This is a genomic window from Pseudomonas sp. P1_C12 (assembly GCF_056406435.1).
The window spans coordinates 16,311-38,591 of record NZ_JBFUAE010000010.1 but is presented as its reverse complement, the minus strand read 5'-3'; the positions used below and the strand labels follow the sequence as shown (position 1 = coordinate 38,591).

Annotated in this window: 25 protein-coding genes; all 25 read right to left on the bottom strand. The window is 60.3% G+C overall.

The window, feature by feature from the left end; translation table 11 throughout:
* Nucleotides 1-11: 11 nt before the first annotated feature.
* Nucleotides 12-2,549 (bottom strand): phage tail protein, encoded by a 2,538-nt coding sequence (locus tag AC1D19_RS18080; protein WP_477763991.1) that lies wholly within the window; start codon nt 2,547-2,549, stop codon nt 12-14.
* On the bottom strand, nt 2,533-2,991 hold the full coding sequence (locus tag AC1D19_RS18075; protein WP_477763990.1) for an NlpC/P60 family protein: 459 nt from the start codon (nt 2,989-2,991) through the stop codon (nt 2,533-2,535). The genes AC1D19_RS18080 and AC1D19_RS18075 overlap by 17 nt, the downstream gene beginning before the upstream one ends.
* Complete coding sequence (locus AC1D19_RS18070) at nt 2,988-3,851, bottom strand: DUF2163 domain-containing protein (protein ID WP_477763989.1); 864 nt, start codon at nt 3,849-3,851, stop codon at nt 2,988-2,990. Before AC1D19_RS18070 ends, AC1D19_RS18075 begins: the two co-directional genes overlap by 4 nt.
* The gene (locus AC1D19_RS18065; protein ID WP_477763988.1) at nt 3,848-4,498 is read right to left on the bottom strand and encodes a DUF2460 domain-containing protein; all 651 of its coding nucleotides are present in this window, start codon (nt 4,496-4,498) and stop codon (nt 3,848-3,850) included. Before AC1D19_RS18065 ends, AC1D19_RS18070 begins: the two co-directional genes overlap by 4 nt.
* A 9-nt stretch (nt 4,499-4,507) precedes the next feature.
* Nucleotides 4,508-7,282, bottom strand: coding sequence for a hypothetical protein (locus AC1D19_RS18060; RefSeq protein WP_477763987.1), 2,775 nt, complete (start codon nt 7,280-7,282; stop codon nt 4,508-4,510).
* An 82-nt stretch (nt 7,283-7,364) separates the two neighbouring features.
* Nucleotides 7,365-7,556, bottom strand: a complete 192-nt coding sequence (locus AC1D19_RS18055; RefSeq protein ID WP_477763986.1) for a hypothetical protein — start codon at nt 7,554-7,556, stop codon at nt 7,365-7,367.
* A 65-nt stretch (nt 7,557-7,621) separates the two neighbouring features.
* Nucleotides 7,622-7,969: a hypothetical protein gene (locus AC1D19_RS18050; RefSeq protein WP_477763985.1), complete on the bottom strand. Its 348-nt coding sequence runs from the start codon at nt 7,967-7,969 to the stop codon at nt 7,622-7,624.
* Nucleotides 7,966-8,721, bottom strand: coding sequence for a major tail protein (locus tag AC1D19_RS18045; RefSeq protein ID WP_477763984.1), 756 nt, complete (start codon nt 8,719-8,721; stop codon nt 7,966-7,968). Before AC1D19_RS18045 ends, AC1D19_RS18050 begins: the two co-directional genes overlap by 4 nt.
* Before the next feature lie 10 nt (nt 8,722-8,731).
* Entirely contained in the window at nt 8,732-9,184 is a 453-nt protein-coding gene (locus AC1D19_RS18040; protein ID WP_477763983.1) for a hypothetical protein, read from the bottom strand.
* 5 nt (nt 9,185-9,189) lie between these two features.
* Nucleotides 9,190-9,477 carry a hypothetical protein gene (locus tag AC1D19_RS18035; protein ID WP_477763982.1) on the bottom strand — a complete coding sequence of 96 codons (288 nt, stop codon included), beginning with the start codon at nt 9,475-9,477 and terminating at the stop codon, nt 9,190-9,192.
* Nucleotides 9,470-9,658, bottom strand: a complete 189-nt coding sequence (locus AC1D19_RS18030) for a hypothetical protein (RefSeq protein ID WP_477763981.1) — start codon at nt 9,656-9,658, stop codon at nt 9,470-9,472. Before AC1D19_RS18030 ends, AC1D19_RS18035 begins: the two co-directional genes overlap by 8 nt.
* Nucleotides 9,648-9,890: a hypothetical protein gene (locus tag AC1D19_RS18025; RefSeq protein ID WP_218495644.1), complete on the bottom strand. Its 243-nt coding sequence runs from the start codon at nt 9,888-9,890 to the stop codon at nt 9,648-9,650. Before AC1D19_RS18025 ends, AC1D19_RS18030 begins: the two co-directional genes overlap by 11 nt.
* A 35-nt stretch (nt 9,891-9,925) precedes the next feature.
* Nucleotides 9,926-10,870: a Mu-like prophage major head subunit gpT family protein gene (locus tag AC1D19_RS18020; RefSeq protein WP_477763980.1), complete on the bottom strand. Its 945-nt coding sequence runs from the start codon at nt 10,868-10,870 to the stop codon at nt 9,926-9,928.
* A gap of 39 nt (nt 10,871-10,909) precedes the next feature.
* Nucleotides 10,910-11,323, bottom strand: coding sequence for a hypothetical protein (locus AC1D19_RS18015; protein ID WP_477763979.1), 414 nt, complete (start codon nt 11,321-11,323; stop codon nt 10,910-10,912).
* 41 nt (nt 11,324-11,364) lie between these two features.
* Nucleotides 11,365-12,720, bottom strand: a complete 1,356-nt coding sequence (locus AC1D19_RS18010) for a S49 family peptidase (RefSeq protein WP_477763978.1) — start codon at nt 12,718-12,720, stop codon at nt 11,365-11,367.
* 2 nt (nt 12,721-12,722) lie between these two features.
* The gene (locus AC1D19_RS18005; protein WP_477763977.1) at nt 12,723-14,333 is read right to left on the bottom strand and encodes a phage portal protein; all 1,611 of its coding nucleotides are present in this window, start codon (nt 14,331-14,333) and stop codon (nt 12,723-12,725) included.
* A complete protein-coding gene (locus AC1D19_RS18000; RefSeq protein WP_406591301.1) occupies nt 14,330-14,551 on the bottom strand; it encodes a DUF6148 family protein in 222 nt (73 codons plus the stop codon). Before AC1D19_RS18000 ends, AC1D19_RS18005 begins: the two co-directional genes overlap by 4 nt.
* A 3-nt stretch (nt 14,552-14,554) precedes the next feature.
* Nucleotides 14,555-16,630 (bottom strand): phage terminase large subunit family protein, encoded by a 2,076-nt coding sequence (locus tag AC1D19_RS17995; RefSeq protein WP_477763976.1) that lies wholly within the window; start codon nt 16,628-16,630, stop codon nt 14,555-14,557.
* Complete coding sequence (locus AC1D19_RS17990; RefSeq protein ID WP_477763975.1) at nt 16,593-17,090, bottom strand: hypothetical protein; 498 nt, start codon at nt 17,088-17,090, stop codon at nt 16,593-16,595. Before AC1D19_RS17990 ends, AC1D19_RS17995 begins: the two co-directional genes overlap by 38 nt.
* A gap of 189 nt (nt 17,091-17,279) precedes the next feature.
* Nucleotides 17,280-18,008, bottom strand: coding sequence for a hypothetical protein (locus tag AC1D19_RS17985; protein ID WP_477763974.1), 729 nt, complete (start codon nt 18,006-18,008; stop codon nt 17,280-17,282).
* Nucleotides 18,008-18,355, bottom strand: a complete 348-nt coding sequence (locus AC1D19_RS17980) for a phage holin family protein (RefSeq protein ID WP_477763973.1) — start codon at nt 18,353-18,355, stop codon at nt 18,008-18,010. The genes AC1D19_RS17985 and AC1D19_RS17980 overlap by 1 nt, the downstream gene beginning before the upstream one ends.
* A 526-nt stretch (nt 18,356-18,881) precedes the next feature.
* Entirely contained in the window at nt 18,882-19,247 is a 366-nt protein-coding gene (locus AC1D19_RS17975; RefSeq protein ID WP_218495633.1) for a PA0613 family protein, read from the bottom strand.
* Nucleotides 19,240-21,456, bottom strand: coding sequence for a VapE domain-containing protein (locus AC1D19_RS17970; RefSeq protein WP_477763972.1), 2,217 nt, complete (start codon nt 21,454-21,456; stop codon nt 19,240-19,242). The genes AC1D19_RS17975 and AC1D19_RS17970 overlap by 8 nt, the downstream gene beginning before the upstream one ends.
* Nucleotides 21,446-21,673 (bottom strand): TraR/DksA family transcriptional regulator, encoded by a 228-nt coding sequence (locus AC1D19_RS17965; RefSeq protein WP_477763971.1) that lies wholly within the window; start codon nt 21,671-21,673, stop codon nt 21,446-21,448. Before AC1D19_RS17965 ends, AC1D19_RS17970 begins: the two co-directional genes overlap by 11 nt.
* Entirely contained in the window at nt 21,666-22,184 is a 519-nt protein-coding gene (locus AC1D19_RS17960) for a phage regulatory CII family protein (RefSeq protein WP_477763970.1), read from the bottom strand. The genes AC1D19_RS17965 and AC1D19_RS17960 overlap by 8 nt, the downstream gene beginning before the upstream one ends.
* Nucleotides 22,185-22,281: the final 97 nt, after the last annotated feature.

The following is a 22,281-nucleotide window of genomic DNA, read 5'->3' as shown; positions in this document are numbered from 1 at the left end:
TGAGTTCTCTATCAGGTGTTAAAGGTGATCGCCGGAGCGAAGTTGAGCTGACTGCGCGTGCTGCTCCAGGTGTCGTAAGCAGCGGCACAGAGGTAATAGGTGGTGCCGGCAATCAAGCCGGTGATCTCCGCAGAACGGGACGCCCCCTGATAGCCAACCGTTCCGGCAAAGGTCGGGTCGAAATCAGCGACGGTGGAATACACGAACAGGTAACCCGCGGCGTCTGCTGCAGTGCTGGCATCGCAGCTCACATCAGCCGTGGTGCCGCTGGCCGTCGCCGCTGTGCCGGTCACCGCCTCCGGCGCCGTATTGGTCACCAACACCGAAGCCAACGGCGCGCTGCCGGCCGCGTTACGCTCGATGATCTCTACGCGGTAACTGCGCAGCAGCGCACCGTCGACCAAGGCGTCCGCAAGCTGGTAGGTGAAGGCCGTGCTGGTGGTCGATACCTGACGCAGCAACGCGTTGCTGCCCGCGTTGCGGATCCGCACCAGGCGATCCTCCGCGCGCGCCCCGGCCGTCCAACTGACGGTGAAGTACGGTGCTTCGAATGAGCCGACCAGTGCCAGGTTCTGCGCCGGCGCCGGTACCACCCGCGCCGGCGACAAGGTGACGCTGTACGCCGTGACGTCCGCCAGATCCTCCAGCGCCCGGCCGTACACGTTGAACGAACGAAACTTGACCCACACGGTTCTGCCGATTTGGTCCTGGGCGTACCTGTATTTCCAGACGGCATCATCCAGACGCACGAAGGGTGCCCCGGACGGATGACTGGCCACCGCGGAGCTCAGCCGGCCACGTCGCAGGTAACCCAACTGATAGGCCCCGACGCCGGTCAGCGTGGCATCGCGATAGCTGAGCAGTTCCCCGTCCACCCAGCAAAGGGTGGCGCCGCTGTCCGCCTCGGCGGTCGTCGCGGCCGTCAATTCGTCGGTGGTCGCCAGTTGCACGGACAGGGTATTGACCGTGTCCGGGTCGCTACCGGCGGCCAGCGTCGCCGAGAGCGATCCCATCCGCGCCCGACCATAGATGGTTTCGACCAGCCGATAGCTGTCACCGTCGGCACTGATCCAGATCTCGCAGCCACCCCAACTGGGGCTCGCGCCGGCCACTGCGCCCCATACTTGTAACTCACCGGCGAGCAACAGGCTTTCCGGTGGATTGAACATGATCGGTGGCAAGACCGGACCGGGCGCGACGTTCTGATTGCTCTGAAAACCACTCTTGCTTTGCACCGGGTAATTCGGCGCACTGCCGACACCCAGCAACGCATCCTCAGCCACCACCGCCAGCTTGCCCTCTTCGTCCTCCTCGACCGAGATCAAACGGACCAAACGCTGGTGCAGGTTCAATCCCGGCTCGGTGATGGTGACCAGGTCCATCGGTTCCAGCAGCACATGCTGCCAGCCCAGGGAAAACTGGTATTCATTGCGCACGTAAAGCTTGCGCTGCACCAGCAACTGCGCGGAATGGGCCCCGATCGCCACATCGCAGATCTCATAGGCCTTGATCGTCTCCATCGGTCGCGAGCCGAACTGCTCGATGGCCGCCTGATCGGTGCCGCGCACCACATCGGTGTTGTACTCGTGAGCGCGATCGAGGATCTCCAGCGAGACTTCGTTGTAGCTGTCCGCCTGACTCTTGATCTTGAGCGAAACCGGAGGCTCGCCCTCCTCGGCCAGAAAATCGTCATCGGTCAGATCCGCCACCGGCGTGACATCCGGGTACCAGGTCACGCCGTTGCCGGTGACGACCTGATCGCCATAGGGAATGACCTTGAGCTGACCGGCGGACCACACCAACTCGCTGTTGGTCAGTTGCAGCCAGCGAGCGATCGCTTCACTGGCCGGTGACTGCTCATCGAGCACCGGGCTCAGCAACAGGTTTTCCGCCAAACAGTAATTGCGATAATTGCTCAGGTCGGCAACCCACCATGGGTGGAATCCAATGCCGTCCAACGGATCGAGCAGTAACCCTGGCAAGAACTCCCCGGGATTGGCGTCCGGCAGCCCCGGCACTTGATAGGGACCATCGACTTCAAACGTGTGGTTCTGCACCCCCGCGCTATCGTTGAGCAAGTATCGACTGGCATACACATAGGCCGTGTCCGCGTAAGCGATGGCCTCGGCGGGATGCTTGGTTTGAAGAAATCCCCACACCGGCTGATCACGCGTACCCTGCGCAAAGCTGAATCCCGCCTGAGCCAGGGCCGACTGGGTCACCCCATTGATGACCGCTCCTGCAAACACTTCCTTGTCGCGGAAAACGCGGTGAACCGCCCCCAACGTCCCGCGACCGATCGCCAGGATCAGCGCCGCGTAGTAGGTGTAGGTGGTGTCTTTTTGCGTCGCCCCGCCGCCGCCCTTGCCGCCCGATTTTTTCTTCGTGGTCTTCGCTACGGCTTCGAAGTCGGTGTAGTAAATCAGGTTGGGACTGATGCGATTGCGGCCGGCGATCCAGGCGATCGGCTTGCCGCTGGCACTGCTCTGAACTTGCAGCGCGTTGATGCGCGTGGCGCTGGTGGAAATGGTGCTACTGCTGCCCCCCATCGCTGACTCCATATAGATTGAGTGTGTAATAACGCACCAGCTGGCTGGCCAGCCGTTCCTCGCGCATGTCCGCGTATTCCACGCCGATATCGCGGTAGGCATGGATGACCCGGTGTTCATCGATTACCACCGCGCCGTGACTGTAGGTGCGGCCGAAACGCCACACCGCCATGTCGCCGCGTTGAGGCGTCTCCACGGGGTGGCCGTACCGATCGAGCCAGTCCAGGTAGCGTTCTTCGCTGCGATGCAGGTGCCAGTCCTGGGCATAAGGTCCAGGGTCGATCAAGGGCATCAGCCCGACCGCGTTATAGACCTCGATCAGCAGCCAGGCACAGTCAACACCGACACCCAGCAAGTGCTGACGGTGCTGGTACGGTGTGCACAGCCAGCGTTCGGCCTCGGCCACCACGGCCGCCCGCTGCTGAGCTTCGAACGCGTTCATATCGACGTCTCCGCGACTGGGATAAAGGGCATGCCGCGATAACGCGCACGGTTGTCGAACTTGTTAGTGCAGGCATCCAGCGTGCGTGGGCAGCCCGGATAAATCAGGAACTGATCGCCCGGCTCAGGAACAGCGGGTACCCCGAGAATCATCGTGACCGCACCGTCACCGGTCTGGCGTCGTACCGTACGCGCCACACCAGCATTAGCCCCGTTGACGAAGCGAATCACACCCTGGTCGAACCAGCCCTGATCCGCCATCACGTTGGAATTGATACGCAGGGCGGTATTGCTGCCAGCCTGGACGATGCCAGCCGTCTGGAACAACGCCCGATTCACCCCACAATCGGCGCTGTACACCGTGCGCAGGCACGACGGCTGATACACACCCCGGGGGACTTTGGTATCCAGCAACTCCATCGGCGACTTGACTGTCACGGTCGCTTGTTCGCGATCGGCGGGATCGACCTCGGCCACCCGGCCGATGAAGCGCGTCACCGTTCCAATCACTGGCTGGCCCCAATCCACCATGAAGGCCCGGGCCAGAATCAACGTGGCGCCATCGAAACCACCGCCGGCAATGAACGGCAGTACCGATTCACCCAGCACCGTATCGTTCAGGCCAGCGGTAAAGGTGACGTTCAAGGTGTCCACCTCGATGCCGCGCACCGCTCGAACCCCGGTGCGTTTGATCAGTGGGCCGCTGGCCGAGTAATTCTGCCCGGCGTAGTAAATCTGTAGACCGGCATCGGTGTAGCGCAGCACTTGGCCGCTGGCCAAGGCAATCGTGTACAGATCAGCCATCACGAAACTGCGCGCTGTGGCTAGGAACTGCTTCAACTCTGGGCTGGCATCGATCATGGTTTGATACTCGTAAAGGCGACGTTTTTTATTTCCCAGATCGCCCGGAAAGGCTGTGCGCTATCCAGCGAGTCGGCATCGAAGGCACAGCGGAAATAGAAGGCGCCGCTCCACACCAATGACGCCCCGTTGGGCGGTGGCACGGCAAAGGTGACCAGACCCAGCTCATCGACGCTGTAGGCCAACGTCAGAACGCCATCCACCGTCAGTGCATCAATGTTGACGACGCCATACACCGGCTCGACCCAACCGCCGATAGCGCGGGAAAGCTGAAACCTGACGGTGGTGCCGTCGCCGGTACCAAACCGGTGAAGTGTCGCCAGGTGATCGGAGCGATCGAAGTACAGGAACTCGCCGAACTGCCCTTTGCGGCTGTTGAAGAAGTCCACCAGCCGCGACCACTCATCCAGCCCCGGACGCTTGCGCACCGCGTTGTAACTGATTTGGAATGACCACAACGGTGCCGAGTAATACGCGGTGGTGCGACGTCGGCCGCTGGCCGCCTTTTGCACCCCCGTGCTCCACTCCGGTGCCTTTTTCGACAGCAGTGTTTGCCCAGGCATGCGCGGCAACACACCGTCGATCACCTCACCCACGTCTGGAAAACTGGCGATCCAGCGTGGTGGCCAGAACGGACCTAATGGCATGATTTCCCCCTATGCCTTGATGGCACCGTTGCGCCGCATTTTTTGCATTTCTTCGGCAAACGCCCGGGCATTGCGCCGGATGTCTGCCGGCGTCATCCGGCCGCTGTAATCGTTGTAGTGGTAGGTGCCACCGCCACCCAGTTGCCCGTCGCCATTCGCCGCCTGGCGTATGACGTTGGCGTACTGCTTGGGCAGAACCATTTCCTGTTCATGAAGCTGGGTCATTGGGTTGGTACCCGCCGGAATGTCGTAGCCGCCTTCGGCCGACGCCACGTTTTTCACTAGGCCAAACACGAAGGCCCCGGCCGCCGCCGCGGCAGCGACACCCAGTACGGGACCGATGATAGGAATCGCCGACATAGCCGCGAAGGCGCCGGCCATGGCCTGCCAGGCGCTGGCGATAATGTTCTTGATCGTGGCGGCACCCCAGATCGCCACGGACATGGCCGCACCACCCGCCTCGGCGGCGGTACGCACACCAACGCCGGCCACGGTCGCTCCAGTCTTGGCGGTTTCCCCGAACATCCAGGCCATCAATGGCTTGGTCACCATGTTCTCGATGAACGCGCTACCGATGCTGCCGAAGATGCCCTGCAGCAACCCTTGAGTGCTCATCGTCCCGGACAGGATGCCGTTGAGGCCGCCGGCCCAACTCGACTGGATGCTGCCGAGCATGCCGGACCAGTTGCTCTGGGACTCCATCGTTTGCTGCCGGCCGATGACGGCCATGCTGTTGCGATGCGTTTGCTCCAGCGCCAGGATCTGTTGCTGAACCTGCTGCAGAGCGACGGGGTTGCGGTCAGGGTCCTGCTCCAGCAAAGCCTTACGCTGTACCAGAGCCTGGGCCTCAATCGCATAACGCTGCTGCTCGAATTCGGCCTGCGCCTGCAACAACTGCCCTTGGGTGATCAGGTTGGCCTGCAGGTCCAATTGGGCCATTTGTTCGGCATGGGCAATGTCCGTGAGCCGGGTTTGTTGATCAGCAGCAACTTGCTGTTGCTTCATGTTGGTGATTTGTTGCTGTTTCTCCCGCTCAATAGCAACCACCTCAGAAGCCGCCCGCTGGTACTCCTGGGAGTCTTGGCCATAGAGCTGCCGACTGCGATCCAGTGTCTGCTGAGCAATTTGCAGCCGCGCGTCCATGTTGTTGCGGTATTGCTGGGCCTGGGCCTGCAGATCGGCAAACGCCTTCCCTTCGTCCTGACGCCGAAGCCCGTTCAAGGCGCCCAGGTAGTTGCGTTGCACGGCGAGCCTTTCGGACGCGCTGAGATCAGTACGTTTAAGGATGCCCTGCCAGTAGTCCATTTCCTTCTGCTGGGAGAAATTCAGAAAGGTCCCTTGCTCCGACTGCATCTGTGCGTGTGCGACCTTCTGCGCATCCAGCGCTTCAGACCACTGGCTGACACGGGATTTTGTAGGTCCAGTCGGCGCGGTCGGAGTGTCCGTTTTCGCCGGTGGCGGCGTGGTGGTTTGAACCAGATTTTTGCGATGCTCGACGGCAGCGGCGTATGCCTGTTCAAGCTTGGTGAGGCGCGCTATTTCAATGCCATACGCAGTTGGAGCGACACGCCCTTGCTGAGGAGCTTTCGTCAGCGCGGTATCACCGGTCGCCGCCATTTGCCCGACCTTGAGCCGCTGAGCCTCGATGCGCGCCATTCGCGATCGCATCCCGGCATCCACCTGGTCGATTTTCTCAGAAGTGAGTTGCATGCTTTCCAGCAGCAAGCGTTCTTCCTGAAGCGAGCCCTCCAGCTGTGCTTTACCGCCTCCACCCCTGGCGCCCTTGTTCCCGACGTTCTCCAGCATCGTCTCTAGACGGGCGACATTGGCAGCCACTTCCTCAACCGTGACACCGGTACCGGTCATGGATTTGAGAAGGTTGTTGAACCAACCCGCCGTTTCAGCCAGGCGTTTATTCAGGCTGATGAAGGCCGGTTCGAGTATGGTCCCGATGGTGACCTTGAGTTCGTTGCTCTTGGAATCCAGTTCGGCTTGGCTACCGGTAAGCCCCTGCGAGGCTTTAGCTGCGTTACCTACCTGAGCTTCTGTTGCTTCCATAATGCCATTGAACACGGCTTGGTTTTTCTGAAAGTCCGTCAACTTATCCTGAGAAGTACCAAGTACCTTTGCGTACTCTTCCCACATCTTTGCAACGTTTTTAGTAACACCAGCGTTGTCCACCAACGTTGAGTTTTCGTTTTTTATACCCTCTGTTGCACCTACAACAGCTTCAGACATACTGAGATTGGCTTGTCGATTGAATGCCGCAGAGTCCTTCAACCTATTAATAACCGCTACAGCTTGATCAACAGTGAACCCCTTACTCAGGAGGTTTTGCAGGGCCTTGGCCGCATCCCCGACGCTGATCAAACCATCGGCTGCCAGCTTGTTGGCCTCATCCATGGCCCGCCCGATACCGACGCCAGCATGGTTGGCCACCGCTTCCAACCCGCGATAGGCCGCCTGCTGCTGGATCGCCGCCTCCTTGCTGTCACTGACCAACTGGCCCAGCTTGAAGGCCCCGACCCCAAACACGCCCAAAATGCCCGCGGTTACGCCGCCCAAACCAGAACGCATGACGCTCGCGACACCCGCAAAGGCATCATTCACCGCCGGGCCAAACTTTCCGATCTGGGCCTGACTACCCACCATGTCCGTGTTTATGGCCCGCAACTCTCGGCTGAGCGTTGTTCGGGCGTCACGCATATTGCGCTCGATGCTTTCGACTGCGCGGTCAAAACCCTGGGTGCCGGCAGTGAACTGGTACGCGATATTTCTATCCATGCCGGACACTCACTGTGCATTAAATAAAAAACTCCGCCAAAGCGGAGTTGTGTTGATGGCGAGAGAACGCTCGGGCGCTGTGTCAGCCCGGTACGACAAAGGCATCCAATGCACCACGCAAATGCGGTGGCAGTTCGTCGCGCATATCGGCTGCCAGTGCCGCCATGTTGGCCGCCAGGTCAGGTGCTGGTCCCTCCGCCTGCGTTGGTTTGTATCCCAGATATCCGGCAACCAGCACATGAACAGGCGGATGGTGATGCCAGTAGTCCGTCATGTGCCCGACCATGATCATGTCCCAGTCACGTCGCAGCGTGACCGGGCTCTGACCAGTGCTCGCAATCAGGTGGGCGTAGAGCTGGCCCCAGTCGAAGGGGCCACCGCTTCCCCCGGCGTCGCATCCTGGACTTCCAGACCCGAGGCGCTCATAACCGCATCGAGGGCATCACGCATGTTTCTCAGGTCCAACAGAGCGGCAACCTCAGCGCGTTCGATATCGGGATAGTTACGACGCAATGCAGCGTGCGTCGCATCGATCACGGTCGCGATGCTGTCCTTGTCCATGTTGCCAGCCATCACCGAGTTGATGCGGTCCAGCAACTGCTCCAGATCACCCAGAGCCAGCGGCGGAATAACTAATACCTTCCCGGGAAACGGGAACTCGACACCCGGTACATTCACGACCGTCATTCGCTGGCACTCCAGTACACGACCTCGCCAAACTCATCGGCGTAGCCAGTGAATTCAAAGTCAGGGATGGTGTAGTCGTCCTGCTTGGTACCGAAGCTCAGCTTGTTGCTGACGAAGTTCGGCACTCGGACGTAGATCGCTTTGCCCTTGTACTTCAGGTACAGCTCACCCTGGAACACCGGCATATCGCCCATGGGCAGGTTGCGAACCGACAGGCTCTTGCCCGTCGAAACAGAGTAGCGGTAGTCGATAAACACCGGCACACCGACATCGGCAGCCGCGAAGCTGTACTCGCCCGTCGCGGCGTTATAGGTGTACTGACCTACTGCTGGAGCGGTCAGCACTCGCTCGAAAGGCAGCGCTCCGCCGCCACGCACCCCCAGATCACCCGACAATAGACCGCCAACGGGCGGCGTCACGGTGATCTTGCTGCCTGCAGGCACAGGGGTCGGCGTGGTCGCATGATGCACCAGCACCTGACCAGACTGCAGGTTCTGGCCGAACACCAGAGCATTCCACTGCGAAAGGCTGATCTGCGCCGCTTTGGCCTTGCCGGACAGCTTGCCCTGACCGCGAGCGGCGTCGACCGCGAACTGCTCGCTACCGAACAGTTCCTTGGAGTCGTAGGACAGATCTACCGAGGCTTCCTGCATGATGCCGAGCAGGATGGGGGTCGGTGAGGCCAGCGAGTTGCCATAGGCGTCCATCAGCGGGGTGGCATAAAACATCCCGCTGCCGAATGCAATTTGCATAATGTGTTCCTCAGTAAAAGGTAGGGCCGGACGTCAGATCGCCGGTATTGCACAGGTAGGTAAAGCGGTAACGCACCATGCAGTTACCGGCTGTGTTGTCCCCGTCTTCCTCGATCCAATCGATGTAGAAGCGTTGAACCCGGTCCGCCTCAACAAACGCATCCTCGGCCAGCATGACGGCATGAACCGCGACTTTGACCAGATCGGCAACCTGGTCCCAGGCCTCACCGGTGGTGGTGTTCTCCCGTGCCAGAATTTCAACTGACAGTTCGAACTGGTTGCGGTCCACCGAGTGGCTTTCGCGCTCGGTGGTTTCAAGGTTTGGGCGAATCACTATGGCCGGCGACATGTCCCGGGTGATCGCTTCCGTACGACTGCGAAATACGCGGTCGCCGGCCAACGTACCGGCAGCCAAAATCAACGCCTTCGCCTTTTCGACGATGCGTTCTTGAATCGAGGGCATGGGATTTAGACCTTGGTGAGAGAGGCCAGACTGAACGCGCCGTCATCGATCATGCGGCGATCGCGTACTCGGAAAGTGACGCCGCCGACGCTGACCAGCTTGGGATTGTTGATGCCAAGGCGTTCAGCCTCGGCGGTGATAACCAGGATCTCGTAACCGGTGGATTGGCTGTTCAACCCACCCATTCCAACGATCTCGTCGGGCATATCTCGGACCGCCAGAAAGGGTTGGCCATCGACCAGGCCACCCACATTGAAATCCTCGAGGAAGACCGAAAGGTCTTCCTCAAACATCGCTTTCAGCCTGGGCCGGACCGGCTTTTTTGGTCGACACGACGGGGGCAACTTCGATCAGCTGGTTACGGAAACGCTCCGCAACGTCGGCCGGGAGATCGATCGTTCCACCGACTTCGACCAACTCGTCGTTGGGCTTGCGGAATGAACCGCTGAGCACCCGGTAGGATTTATTCGCCATTGCCGCCCCCTGCATCCTTTTCGACCTTGGTGACCTTCTGTGCCAGCGCCTTGTCCGGCTCACCCGGGATCACAATCACCTCCCCCTTCTTGAACTGGACCGGGCTGATGATCTCGTAGCGGCCTTTCTTGAGCTCCTGCAGGCAGTGCGCACGCGCACCGGCCTGAGCAGCCGTCAGGATCAGTTCGCCACCGAACAGGGTGATGTTCTGATCGACTGTGTATTTCGGCATTGTGATGTCCTCGAATGAGGTGCAAGCCCGAAGGCTTACACCAGTTGGTTCAGGACGGCGTACTGCCAGCGCCCGAAACCGACGTTGCGCCAGGTGTCGACGCCGTATTGGTGCGCGTCGTTGTCGAACTCGTACTCCGAACCCTCAGCCTTGGCCTTCATCACCACGTCGGTTTCCTGCTGACGAATGAACGACTTCAGGCGCCCATCGGTACGGAAGGTCACGAACTTGTCGGTCCAGGCGTTCAAGCGAACGTTACCGATCACCCGCACATTGACGTTGTCCGGCATGACGATCTCGCTGATGTTGGTACCGCGCGGTACAGTCAGCGCCGACTGGGCCACGCTCAGCAAACCGAAAGGCACCATCACCAAGAACTCGCGGGCCAGTTCGTTGATGGGCTCGCCCTGATCGTCTTTGAGGCTGGTCAGCTGGGTCACCGACTTGGCCACGGCCTGCTGGAACTCTTCAGGGCTTGGACGCGATGGGGTGCCGTGTAACGTGGCCGACAGTTCGCTGATGTCGGTGGTGATCTTGTTCGACTGCGCGCCGCTGTTGCCCTCTTCGTGGTCGGTGTCGAAGAAGTACTGGCCGTCGTAGCAGATCTGACTTTCGCCGTTCAGCACCAAAGCCGACAACAGGCGCGCCCAATGTGAGTTGGTGCGATCGGCCAGCTCACCGAGGCGAATGCGCAGCTGCCCGGTTTTGTCGCGGCGCAGCTCCTTGACCAGCACCTCGATGGTCGCTTCGTAGTGCAGATTTTCGATTTCGAGGTCAGCGCTCACAAAGCCCTTGGCATGGCGCCCACCGATCCACTCGCGCAGTGTCGGTACCGCGCCGATCCACGGATAGGTTTCCTTGGCCTGATCAGAATCAAACAGGTTCGAGATCAGATCGATCCAGGACGCCCCGGCGTTTTGTTCGAGCAGTTCGTAAAACGTGCCGATGACGGCACGGCTGGAAAGTACTTCAGCACCCATGGGGGTATCTCCTGATGAAAGAGTTGGTAAACCGGCGTGTTACGCGGCCGGGACGGCCTGGGCGGCGAACTTGACGATGCCCGCGCCACCGCTGACAAAGCGGTGCACATGGCCGATCCGGCTATTGCCCGCAGCGGTGAGGACAAAGGTGCCGCTGTCACTGGCGTACACGGCCTTACCGATATCGGTGATGGCCAGAGCAGCGACAGGAAGTTGCACTTTGCCCGCTTCACGCAAGCGAACGCGCGCCGCGCCGGCAGCCCCGGTGCGGTTGTCCACACCACGGTCAGCGAAGCCGACGAACAGATCACCAGCAGCCAGCGGACGCGCCAGGCCATTCGCCGAGTTAATACCGACGGCCGAACCTTCGAAGATCTGCACGGCTGCAGCGACCGCAAGATCATTGATGTCGCCCGTCTCGTAAGCGCGGGGAGTGTCGAGAGTAAGAGGCATGAGGATCTCCAAAGCCTAAAGGGTGGTGGGTGTGGCCCGGGTTACTTCTTCAGGACTTTGATCAGGCCCTTGTCTTCGGCTTTGCGGTACGCGTGGTACGCACCGAAGTCGCCGAACTCAGCCCGCAGTTCCTTGTTGCCGTCCCAGGTCGCCTTGGCCCGCTCCTCGAGCGGCGCCTCGGGATCTTCCTGATCAGCCGCGGCCGCCGGAGCGTCCGGTGCGGCGGCTGCAGGTACAGGTTTGGTCGCCGTGCTGCGGATATCCGCCAGAGCGGCAGTGCGCTTGGACTTTTCAGCGGCGATCACCTGGCTGGCTGCTTCAGCACCCGAAGTGACGCCGTCGAACTTCAGGGAGGCGATCAACTCTTCATGGCCTGGGAGACCGGCAGCCTCGACCGCCTGAATACGCTCACACTCAGCTTTCGCCCCGGCGGCGTGAGCGGAATGCTCCAGCGTCGCCAGCAGCTCGGCGTGGTTGGCAGCCAGGTAAGCGCGGTCGATGGTTGGTTTATCGGCAGCGGTCGTACTTGGCTGGGTGGCGGTGGTAGTGCTCATAGAACGATCTCCAGAGTTGCTGCCGTTGAGTTCGGCAATCAAAGATTCAAGGGTGGATTCACGGTCGGCCATGCCCAGTTCAACGGCATCAGAACCAATCCGCATGTCGCCCTGACCGAAGTCGGAAAGGACGGTATCGACGTCAACACCGCGATAGTTCGCGACGTCCTCGACGAAGATGGTGGTCAAGCGATCGACATGGTTCTGGGCCAGGGCACGGCCCTGCTCGGTCGCAAAGTCGGGACGTTTGTTGGGGCTCTGGCTGCTGACGATCTCGACGCTGCCGTCATCCTTGTTCGTGCGCACCGAGAGCACGGTGCCGATCGAGCCAACCGCACCAGTGCGGCTCATGACGATTTCGTGAGCCGCGGCCGCCATCCAATAGCCCGCACTGGCGGCGTTGCCAGACACGTAAGCGACCACCCGTTTCGGAGATGCCCGAATCATCTGGGCGAACTCGGCGATGCCGCTCGCCTGGCCGCCGGGCGTGTCCATCACCAGGATGATGCTGTCGGTGCGTGGATCATCCACCGCCGCGGTGAACTCCTTCGCCAACACGTCGAGCGAAGTCGCGCCGGACATGGCGGTGAACAGGTTCGCGTACCGAAACACCGGGCCGGTGACCGGTACCAGCGCCACACTGCCGCGCTGGGTGACGTTGCGGGTGTTCTGCAGCGGCCGGCCCTGCCGGGCCTCAACGGCCTCGGGGCCATCGTTTTCACGGCGAGCGATTGCCGCGATGGTGTGTAGCATGTCCGGGGTGATCGCCCAAGGTTCGCGCGACACCAGGTCGAACGCCGTCACCCGATGCGCCGGTGGAGCGTCGGTTGGTTTATCGGTCATGGTCAGGTCCGTTCGGGTAGGTCGGGGTTTTGCGGCAACTGGTCTTCAGGCTGTGACGCCGGCATGGCAGACAGGCCGTCCTCCATGCGGCGTTTCACTTCCAGCGCCCGTTGTTCGTGGTTTTCTTCCCAGTCGCTGCCGTCGTAGAGCATCGATTCCTTGGCCAGGGTGCTGACGCCAAGATCGACACGCGCCTTGGCCGCATTGATGTCCTTGAGCGGATCCACCGTACCCGGTCCATCGCCCACCCAAATCGAACCGCAGTAGGCATACCGCAACAACGGATGGTCGAAAAAACCCGGGGCATCGACGTCACCCTGAGCAACGGCCTCCTCCAGCCAGTGCTCGTACACCGGCTGACAGAAATCGTTACCCAGGAAATCACGACAGCCGCGAATGAACTGCCAGGCTTCCATTACGGCGGCACGCGCGGCGGTGTAGCTGGCCGTAAAGTGTTTGATCAGCACCTCATAGGGCAGCTCCAAGGCCATGCCGATCTGGCGCAACATCGCCAATACAAATGGATCGAAGGCTAGGTTTGGACGCCCGGGCGCCGCCGAATCTATCGATGCACCTTGATCCAACTCGGCGACAATGCCGCCGCTGAGCGTGCCGTCCCAACCGCCGGCCGCGCGATCTGCAGGCCGATCACCACCCACCGGCGTGTTGCCGGTCGCGGCGGAGGCCAAGGGGCTGAGGTCGCCGCCGGGTCCCGGTTTGATGAACACTGCAAAAAACGCCGACACCACGGCAGCTTCCAGCTCCGCATCGGTGTAGCGGTCGAGTTGCTTGAGCTTCTCGATCACCGGCGCCAGGTACGGCACTCCCCGAGGTTGACCGACACGTTTGCGCCGATACAAGTGCAGCAGCGCCCGACCACCCCGTTCATTGAAGAAGGGGCGCTCATCCCACTTCCGCGCTCTCACACCCAGTGCGCCCGGGTGGCTGCGTAGAATGTGAGCTTTGATTGGCTCCCCATCGGCATCACGCTCGATGCCGGCGGTCAGTGTTTCGGTATCGGCCTTGTTGTCCGGGTTACACACCCGATCGCCTTCGATCAGTTGGATGCAGGCCGAGTAGTGCTGACCTGGACGCTCTTTGTGGGTCAACAACGGAAAGACATCTCCGCTGCTCAGCACCGAGCGCCAGGCCAGGTCCTGCAAGCCATAAAAGTTCTGTTCGCGAGTGATGTCGCAAGCCGTGGTTTCGGCCCATGACTTGAACAACGACTCGGTGTTGCGTTGCCAATCACGTGCGGTGTCCTCATCCCAGCCGAGGATCTGCCGATTGACCACCGACTTCAGCGCCAACCCAGTACCGACCGTCTTGGTCACCACCGTGTTGATCGCGCCGCCGCCAATGGGGTTATTGCGCTCCAGGTCGCGGCAGCGCTCCCGAAGAGTCGGCAGATCGGGCAGCAGATCGGCAGCTGCACTTCCGGCCGAAGGATTCCAAGCACTGAGCGAGCGTTTGCGTTTGGAGGCACCGCTGTAACCCCCCATTGCCGTCATCGTCATACGCGCCTGCATACGCTTGGCGCCACTCTCAGGACTCAACCAGCTGATTGCCCGATCCAGCAACGTGGGCTCGGGAGACTTGAGTGAACGACTCATAACGGCGTGATCCCGCGCAGGACAATGCCGCGAGGGCGACCGCTGGCCAGTCGATCCACCTGTTGCTGCCAGTAATCGATCATCTTGGTGATCTCTGCAGCGTCGGCGTAGTTCAGCTGACGGGTGCCGATGCGGTAGCTCTGCTTCTGGCTGACCTTCATGCTTGCGTCGAGCCAAGCTTGAAGCTGGCTTTGCGCCTGTTCCAGGGTGATGGCCATAGATTAATTCCTGCGTTGAGAGAGCACGCGCATAGCAGTGCGGCGCCCAGAAACAACTCTCCCGCCAGAAGGCGGGAGCTCGTTGGGTTCAGCGGGTGGTTTCGGTACCGGGTTTTCCGGCGGCGGTGCGGGATCCGAATCCGGCTCGATGTCGGGCTCCGGTGGTGGCGAATCAAACAAACCGCCTTGGCGGATCTGAGCATCCAGCGCCGCCCAATCGTGTTCATTGAGCAGGTGCGTTTTCAGCGAACGGGCCGCATGCAGCGCGTAGGTTTCGCAGTCCGTGGCCTCGTTTCGTTCGCCCGCCTTTTTCTGCCAGACCTTGCGATAGTGGTGCCGCCGGCTGGGGGCTTTCACTTCGGCGGTAATCTGCCGGAAGTAGTCTGGACGCACTGTCTTGTAGAAGTGCATCCGACCCGGACCTTCACCAGTCAACGGCAGCCGGCCTTCGATCCAGAGATCCTTGGCCCGCGACGTACCGACGATGTAAGGGCGCAGGCCGTACTTCGAGGCCTTTTGCTCCTTGTCGGTGTCCACACCCTGCCGAGGCGCACTGAAGATCTCCTTGCGTTCATCGTCCCGGCTGTTGCCTCGCTCGCTGGCACCCTTGATCGCCATAACACCGCGTTGTTGATGCTTTCGGCAAAACGCATAGGCTGCGTCCTGGGTAACGGTACCGTCCGAGGTGTCCAGCGAGACGGCCAAGACTTTCAGCTTGGCGCCGCAAGCATGAGTGATCGGCGAAAACAGCAGCTTTTCCAGGTCCAGCCAAACGCCTTGGCCTGGCAACACCACTTCGCCGTAGATCTCACCCCAGTAGAGCAACCATGACTCTTCGCCACGGCCCCAGGCGCGGAGAACGATCGCCAATCGATCATGCTGCACGTCGACACCTGCGGTGATCACCAGCCCACCCATGGGCACGAACATTTCCGGGTAATCCTCGGCACGCTCCGCCAGCTTGTCGGCTTCGGGCAGATCCGATTTGTACTCGTAGGCTCGACCCTGCTTTTGGTTGACGAACTTGATCAGCAGCGACAGGTTGCCCATGGCGGCCTGGTGCTCGGCGTTGAGTTGCTCACGCACGATGTTCGCCAGGCTGGTACCCGGCAGGCAGGCATAGAGTTCGTTCAGTTCAATGAAACCGGCACGCCCGGCAAAGGGTTTGGTCGCTACCCAACCGCAGAATGGATCACCCGCCTCGACGGCGTTGAACACCGTGTTGCGGATGTTCTCCTTGCGCTGGTAGTCGTCCCAGATTTCCCCACAATGCGGGCAGGCGTAACCTGCGGTGTCGGGATCCGCCCGCCCATAGATTTCATGCGGCTCGACCCCTTCATTGATGTCCAGGTATTTGATATGGGCGAAGTCCAGCACATGAGCCTGGCCGCAGGTATGACAGACAATCGGTAGCACGCGGCAATCGGTCTGTGCCAAGCGCGCTTCGGTCTTGCTCGCGCCTTTGATCGCCGGGGTTCCACCGACCAGCATTTTTGAACCCGGATAACGTTTGCCGCGCTCCTCGAGCAGGGCGATCGCATCGCCCTGCCCCTTCACGTCGTCGCTGGTATCGTCCGGTTCCTCGACCACCGACAGCCCCACCGATGACGTCGACTTCACGTTGCCGGGGGAGTTCGAGGCGACCAGCTTGAGGAAGCCGCCCGGGAAGCTCTTGTGATCCCAGCGGTTGCCGGAGGACCGGCTGGTGTCCACCGGCATCAACCGGTTGACCTCACTGTTCGCCATCACGCCGTGCTTGAGCTTCTCGTCATGGAAGTTCTTGCCGTCCTTTTCCTTAGCAAACAGGATCATGATCGGCCGGGGTAGGAACTGGACAAACTTGAACAGGTACCCGATCAGGAACCAGGTCCAGCCGATCTGCGCGGCTTTCATCAGGTCCACTTCGCTGACGCGCGGATCATCCAACGCCGCGGCAACGCCGAGAAAATACGGCGTGTAGTGGAAGTCGTACAGGCCGTGCAGCACACCGCTTTCAGCAGGTAAATAAAACTCAGTGCTCAGATACTCCGCTGTTGGCACGTCATGCGGCGGGTTGAACTTCCCCGCTGCTGCCAACAAGCTCCGCGCCAAGTTTTCGCGCGTAGCCTGCAATTCGCTCGGTTGTAGGTCCAGCAACTTTGGCCACCACAGATCGATCAACCGTGAGTTTCTGCACGTTCTCGATTTCCTGAATTAATCGTTCAACGCCGCCCAGGTATTCCCGGTTGGCAAAGGCCGCCCAGTCGGACAGCACTCGCTCCGCTTCCATGCTGGGGATCAGCGACCGCAATTTCTCGTGATACAGCAGACGCCCGTTCGCTGCCTTGACCCGCCCTTCGTCAATCCGTACGGCGTTGAGTTCTTCCAACTGACTCCCCCCACGCCCCGCTGCCTTGTTGCGCAGGTCGCGGATGTACGCGGTCCGGATCTCGTCCAGGCTGGCCGTCTGCCAATCACTGATGGCCAACCCCTTCAACACATCGCGGGCATTGCGCTCGCTCATGTCCAAGTGATCGGCTATCTCGCGCTGTGTGGGCATGGTCATCTCCAAGGAATGGACAGGAAGCGGAACCCCCTATGTCGGGTTGAATCTGCAAAAAGATCGGGGTTCGAATTACCCCAATCTCTCAGGTCGGCGAAAGGACCCATTGAAAAATGGAATGAGGCCTAGACCCGCGCCTGAACCGCCCCAAAACCGGGCGATCACGCCGAAAAATCGACGATGGCCTCAGTCGCGAGCCATCTCGCGGGCCAATGCTCGGCGAAACAGCGGTTCGAACTCGGCAGCGGCGGCGCGGTTGGCCACTCCGTAGAAGTCGAAGCGACGACGATAGGTCGGACGCTTAACGAAGATCAGGATGGGGCGCGCACCGTTGCCAATGCGTTGCCAGATACCCAATGGGCCAGTGCCATTGCCCGGGCGACCAGCGAAGTAGTCAGGGGCGTTGCGGTTGCGGCGTTTACTGCGAGCCGTGCGGTTGGCCATGAAGCCCGATACACGTTCGGCGGCACCGAGGGCGGATAGTATCTGGACAATCTGCCCACGACTGATGTTGCCGTTGCCATCCATTCGAGCGCGCCGGCCTGGCACTGCGTACATGTCAGCAGGCATCAGGCCATAGTGGATCAGTGCCTTCTCGAATCGCTTGTGCGGACGATTGCCGCCATCCATATGCACCGGCAAGTATTTCGAGGCTACAACACCCGAACTGGCCTCATCCTTGACCCACACGCGGGCGAACAATCGGGTGGGCGTGGCACTTCGCTTATAGATCGAGTTCAACGTCCAGCGGGTGGGACGATCAAATACGCGGGCAATCTCGGTTTTCTCTGCGATCTGAACTCGCTCGGCGGTGAAGGTCAGCGCCTTGGCAGCGGCGAGCGGCACCTTGGACCGACTCAATCCCCGCATGCCTTTCACGATCTTGTCGATGTTGTCGCGCATCTCAAGGCGCATCATTGCTCTGGTTCGCCGCCAGTGGTTGACGACTCGCTGACGCCCAGACGCTTGGCTGCCCAGCGCTCGTACAACCCAATGGCGACATCGGCACCGGCCATCGCGGTCAGGCAACCCAAGCTACCCGCCGCCCAGATCGACATGCCTGCAGCGATCATCAACATCATCGCCGAAACCCCGCAGGCAATGCAGGCACCCGACCGCAGTGCCAGGCGTCGCAATAACACCCAGCCCCGCGCCCCATCCTTGTCCGCCCGCCACATCTCGCCCGATACGCCACCGACCAGGGCCAGGACGATCACTAACCAGATTGGCATTTCTGCCAGCGCTTGCTGCTCGTTCGTCATCGCCCTACTCCATAAACGCAAAAACCCGGCACAAGGGCCGGGTTTGGTGTGTGGTGCCTGCCGCTCTCTGCGGTCGCACCTATCGAAGATGGGTACTTTTTACAGGTGGATTCTCATGGCAGCAACCCTACTTTAATGCCACCCGGTGAATAAGTGGGTAACGCAGGGTGAACGTCTAGCGAATGTCGGTGAATACATCACCTCGGCCATCGCTTCTGCTGCCCTGTCCTACCTGTCCCACTACTCAAAATCGAAGTGGGACAGCTACAGGCGCCTAAATTCGGGACTCTGACCTACTGTCCTACCTTATTTAACTTTTCCTTGTGTATAGAGAGAAATCTAAAAGCACGCGTGCGCGCCATAGGCGCGACTACGTGCCCGCTATGCTTACGTGTGCATGGTGCGGGCAAAGGTTGGACAGTAGGACAGCCCAGCAACGGCGCGGCCTTAACCTGTCCGACTACCTTAAACGGCAGTCGGACAAGGCCGGACAGTAGGACAACAACAAGCGGAGTGACGCCAGGGGTCATGCAGCCTTCCCCATCAGCAAGCCATCGATGCTCACATGGGCATCATGCAGCCGGCGGTAGTAGGTCGGCGCGCTGCATCCGCAGTGCAACATCTTCTGTGAGAGAAAGCTTTCGTGGTTGCAGTAGTGTTCCATCACCACCAGGGCAAGCTCTGGCGCCAGGTGCTTGTTGACGATCAACTCGATATCCGCCGACTCATCCAACAGCACCCGACTACCACGAGTGCCACGTATCAGCTCGCCCTTGCACTCCATCAACATGGCGATCATGTTGCCTCCACTCGCACCACCATAAGTTTCAGGAATCGGCGAATGCAGATCCTGCGCCCAGAGCTTAAGCATCTCATCGATTCGCTTAATCAAAGCAAGGCTCCTCTACCACCGTCTGCTGCAACGCCGCCGCACGCGCCCACGTTGCGGGCTTCTGATAGGCCCACTGACGGACACCGCTTTTTGCCAACGCCGGCATACGTTTCTTCCGCCAGCCCAGCCGGTGCATGATCGCGCCGACCCGCATCTGTTCAGGCTTGCCCCAATGGCCGAAGTCTAGTTTGAGGGCCTGCGTCAGGATCTCATTGCCGGTGGCGGTTTCGCCGAGCTGCGACTCTTCCAACCAGGTCAGGATCGGCCCTTCCCACTCGTCCACTACGAAGCGCTCGTCCTGTGCCTCGGCGAACATCCACGACTCGTCCTTTGTCACCCACCAGATATCGCCAGCCTCGAAGCAGAACACCGCTTCAGCCCATAGCTGGTCACGGATCTCGCGCAGTTGTTCCAGGTCGACCTTGTTGCAGAATACCGGCCAGTAACGGCGGTTTCCGGTGGCGTCCTTGAGGTATTCCTCTTGGTTGGTGGTACCCACGAACACACACTGGCGTGGCACATCGTTTGTTCTGCGGCCGTAGCTCTCGCGATAGGTGTCGGTAGACGCCGAGAAGAACTGTTTGGCCTTGGTGCTCTCAGCCTTGTTGAAACTGTCCAGCTCCCCCAGCTCGACAATCCACTTGCCGCGAATCGCCTGAAAGCTGTCCTTGTCGCCGAGGGCAAAAGGCGTGTCCATAAACCACTCGCCGCCGAGAATGCCCATGGCCGTGGACTTACCCTCACCCTGCCCGCCTTCGAGGATCATCACCGAGTCGGCCTTGCAGCCTGGGCGCATCACCCGAGCCACCGCAGAGATCGGCCAACGCTTGCCGACCTTGGCGGAATACTCGCTGGCCTGGACTCCCAGCACATCGGTCAACCAGCTTTCCAGCCGGGGCACCCGGTCCCACTTCAGCTTCTCCAGGTACTCGCGCACCGGGTGAAAAGAATGATCGTGGGCAACCACGCTGACCGCCTCGATCACATGGGACGCTTTCACTCGCAAGTTGTACTGCTGCGCGAGCCATTTCATCACCCGCATGTCATCGATGTCGGCCCAATCCCCGGCACCGCCGCCAAAGGGTGCGGACCGCAGCTTGATGATCTTGGAGCTGAACACGCTGTAACCGATCACGCCGGCCCAGCGCTCGTCATTGCCCAGGATCAGCTCGACATTCTGCATGTGCGCAATCAGGGAGCCGTTTTCGGTGCGGGCCAGTTGATCCTTCCAACCACCAGCTGCAGGAGGCTTGACCACCGCCAACACCTGGCGACGGACAGCCTCCAAGCCTTCGGCAACGTGCAGGTCGTTGAAGTCTGTCCACTTGGTCTCACGCTCACCCGAGAAGACAGGTGCGACCACCTGACCACCGACGATCAACGCTGCGTTGTTGGCTTTCTCTTCCCCGGGATTCCAAGGCTCACCATTGGGGCGCTTGGTTTTCCAATCATCGTCCCGACAGAGAATCAGCGGACAACCGGGGAAACGCTCGCGCATGGCCTTGGAGACCGGGAGTAAGTTGCCCGCGTCGAACGCGATTGCGACCGTCAGTGACGTCGCCATGTGCAAGCTGGCACCCGTGGCGTACCCCTCACACACCAGCACCGGCTCACCGGGTTCAGGGTGCGGACCAATCAAATGGAAGGCGCCCTCTTTCGACATGCCGTAAGGCCAGTAAGCCTTGTCGCGGCCTGTGTCTTCTTGCTTTTCTGGAAAGATCACCTGTAGACCGACAATCTGATCCCGCACGTTACACATAGGCACTAAAAATGCGCCGGTACGGGGCGCATAACGAACCTTGAAGCCGACAATCTGCTTTCGATCCAGATAAGCACTTTTGCCCTTCTCAGGCATGCGTTTGAACAGACCTGCAGCACGGTTGGCCGCACGCCGTGCAGCGTTGGCTGCGATCTCAGCAGCCTTGCGCTTTGCCTCTTCCTGACGAGCACGCATTACCTCGCGCTCTTCGGGGCTCATACGCCCGGCCTTGACCTTGATTTTCTGGGTCTCACCGGAACGCCAGTCACCAAAACTGCCGAAGATCAGCGTTTCATTTTTCTCGGTGCGGTGCTCATGGACTACATACCAGCCATTCTTTTCCTTCCCCTTGTCCTGAGAGGTTTTGCAGCGAGTCAGTTTGCCGAATACCAGCGGTTGCTCAGGCTCGAGTCCGTAGTCTGCGAATTGGCCCAGTACCTCATCGAGCATGACGGGCCTCCCGCGACTCAACAACGGACTGGCAAAGAACACACAGATCGCAACCCAACAGGACAAGTCGGCGAGCCTCCGGAATCGGATCGTCGCAACTTACGCAAAACAGGAAAGAATGCGGTGCCAACACAGGCTTAGCGGCGTTGCGTGCCGCGAGGGCTTGATCAAGACGTTCCTGAACCAGGTCATTCGCAAAATCAGCAATATCAGCCATGGTCAGCCACCCGCGTTGTCTGATTGACGTACGTGGCTCGGTTGAACATCCCCAGAAGCCCTTGAATGCCACGAAACACCTGCAGGCGAATCTCGGCCAGTTCACGATCATTCACCACGCCATCACCGATGCTTTTGGCCCAGGTATCAGCCAAATCGGCGACCTGCCTGAAGTACTCAGCAATGCCCGTAGTCAAAGTCTCGGGCATGTCGTTGGTATAGGCCTCGGCCAACTCCTGCCAAGTCGTATCGCCGACCAGCGCATGCACTGCATCGAGAATGCGGCGGTCCTTGGTCAGTTCAAGAATTTCACCAAACTCCTGGATGTTCACAGAGTGACTGGGATGGGTGGGAGAGAGTTTGTGCTGCAGCGTGGTGGGGTTTCTGCCGGTGGTGACGGCAATTGCAGCGGCGCCACCAGGGTAGTCCCGGGCAGCATGGTAAAGCGCTAGATCGAGCGGCAGGACTTCCCGCTGCGCCCGTTCGATACAACTCAGAGCGATTCGGCTCATGGCATTAATCCTTGAAAGTTGCCAGTGCCGCGCGGCGTGCAGTGGTGATACATTTACCGCGTGGCTTGAAAGTGCCCAAACGCCGGCTAGATCTTCA

What these genes read in the sequence shown, in the direction of transcription:
- AC1D19_RS18080 (WP_477763991.1), bottom strand. Translation starts at nt 2,549, where the DNA reads ATGGGGGGCAGCAGTAGCACCATTTCCACCAGCGCCACGCGCATCAAC.
- AC1D19_RS18075 (WP_477763990.1), bottom strand. Translation starts at nt 2,991, where the DNA reads ATGAACGCGTTCGAAGCTCAGCAGCGGGCGGCCGTGGTGGCCGAGGCC.
- AC1D19_RS18070 (WP_477763989.1), bottom strand. Translation starts at nt 3,851, where the DNA reads ATGATCGATGCCAGCCCAGAGTTGAAGCAGTTCCTAGCCACAGCGCGC.
- AC1D19_RS18065 (WP_477763988.1), bottom strand. Translation starts at nt 4,498, where the DNA reads ATGCCATTAGGTCCGTTCTGGCCACCACGCTGGATCGCCAGTTTTCCA.
- AC1D19_RS18060 (WP_477763987.1), bottom strand. Translation starts at nt 7,282, where the DNA reads ATGGATAGAAATATCGCGTACCAGTTCACTGCCGGCACCCAGGGTTTT.
- AC1D19_RS18055 (WP_477763986.1), bottom strand. Translation starts at nt 7,556, where the DNA reads ATGACGGACTACTGGCATCACCATCCGCCTGTTCATGTGCTGGTTGCC.
- AC1D19_RS18050 (WP_477763985.1), bottom strand. Translation starts at nt 7,969, where the DNA reads ATGACGGTCGTGAATGTACCGGGTGTCGAGTTCCCGTTTCCCGGGAAG.
- AC1D19_RS18045 (WP_477763984.1), bottom strand. Translation starts at nt 8,721, where the DNA reads ATGCAAATTGCATTCGGCAGCGGGATGTTTTATGCCACCCCGCTGATG.
- AC1D19_RS18040 (WP_477763983.1), bottom strand. Translation starts at nt 9,184, where the DNA reads ATGCCCTCGATTCAAGAACGCATCGTCGAAAAGGCGAAGGCGTTGATT.
- AC1D19_RS18035 (WP_477763982.1), bottom strand. Translation starts at nt 9,477, where the DNA reads ATGTTTGAGGAAGACCTTTCGGTCTTCCTCGAGGATTTCAATGTGGGT.
- AC1D19_RS18030 (WP_477763981.1), bottom strand. Translation starts at nt 9,658, where the DNA reads ATGGCGAATAAATCCTACCGGGTGCTCAGCGGTTCATTCCGCAAGCCC.
- AC1D19_RS18025 (WP_218495644.1), bottom strand. Translation starts at nt 9,890, where the DNA reads ATGCCGAAATACACAGTCGATCAGAACATCACCCTGTTCGGTGGCGAA.
- AC1D19_RS18020 (WP_477763980.1), bottom strand. Translation starts at nt 10,870, where the DNA reads ATGGGTGCTGAAGTACTTTCCAGCCGTGCCGTCATCGGCACGTTTTAC.
- AC1D19_RS18015 (WP_477763979.1), bottom strand. Translation starts at nt 11,323, where the DNA reads ATGCCTCTTACTCTCGACACTCCCCGCGCTTACGAGACGGGCGACATC.
- AC1D19_RS18010 (WP_477763978.1), bottom strand. Translation starts at nt 12,720, where the DNA reads ATGACCGATAAACCAACCGACGCTCCACCGGCGCATCGGGTGACGGCG.
- AC1D19_RS18005 (WP_477763977.1), bottom strand. Translation starts at nt 14,333, where the DNA reads ATGAGTCGTTCACTCAAGTCTCCCGAGCCCACGTTGCTGGATCGGGCA.
- AC1D19_RS18000 (WP_406591301.1), bottom strand. Translation starts at nt 14,551, where the DNA reads ATGGCCATCACCCTGGAACAGGCGCAAAGCCAGCTTCAAGCTTGGCTC.
- AC1D19_RS17990 (WP_477763975.1), bottom strand. Translation starts at nt 17,090, where the DNA reads ATGCCCACACAGCGCGAGATAGCCGATCACTTGGACATGAGCGAGCGC.
- AC1D19_RS17985 (WP_477763974.1), bottom strand. Translation starts at nt 18,008, where the DNA reads ATGCGCCTTGAGATGCGCGACAACATCGACAAGATCGTGAAAGGCATG.
- AC1D19_RS17980 (WP_477763973.1), bottom strand. Translation starts at nt 18,355, where the DNA reads ATGACGAACGAGCAGCAAGCGCTGGCAGAAATGCCAATCTGGTTAGTG.
- AC1D19_RS17970 (WP_477763972.1), bottom strand. Translation starts at nt 21,456, where the DNA reads ATGCTCGATGAGGTACTGGGCCAATTCGCAGACTACGGACTCGAGCCT.
- AC1D19_RS17965 (WP_477763971.1), bottom strand. Translation starts at nt 21,673, where the DNA reads ATGGCTGATATTGCTGATTTTGCGAATGACCTGGTTCAGGAACGTCTT.
- AC1D19_RS17960 (WP_477763970.1), bottom strand. Translation starts at nt 22,184, where the DNA reads ATGAGCCGAATCGCTCTGAGTTGTATCGAACGGGCGCAGCGGGAAGTC.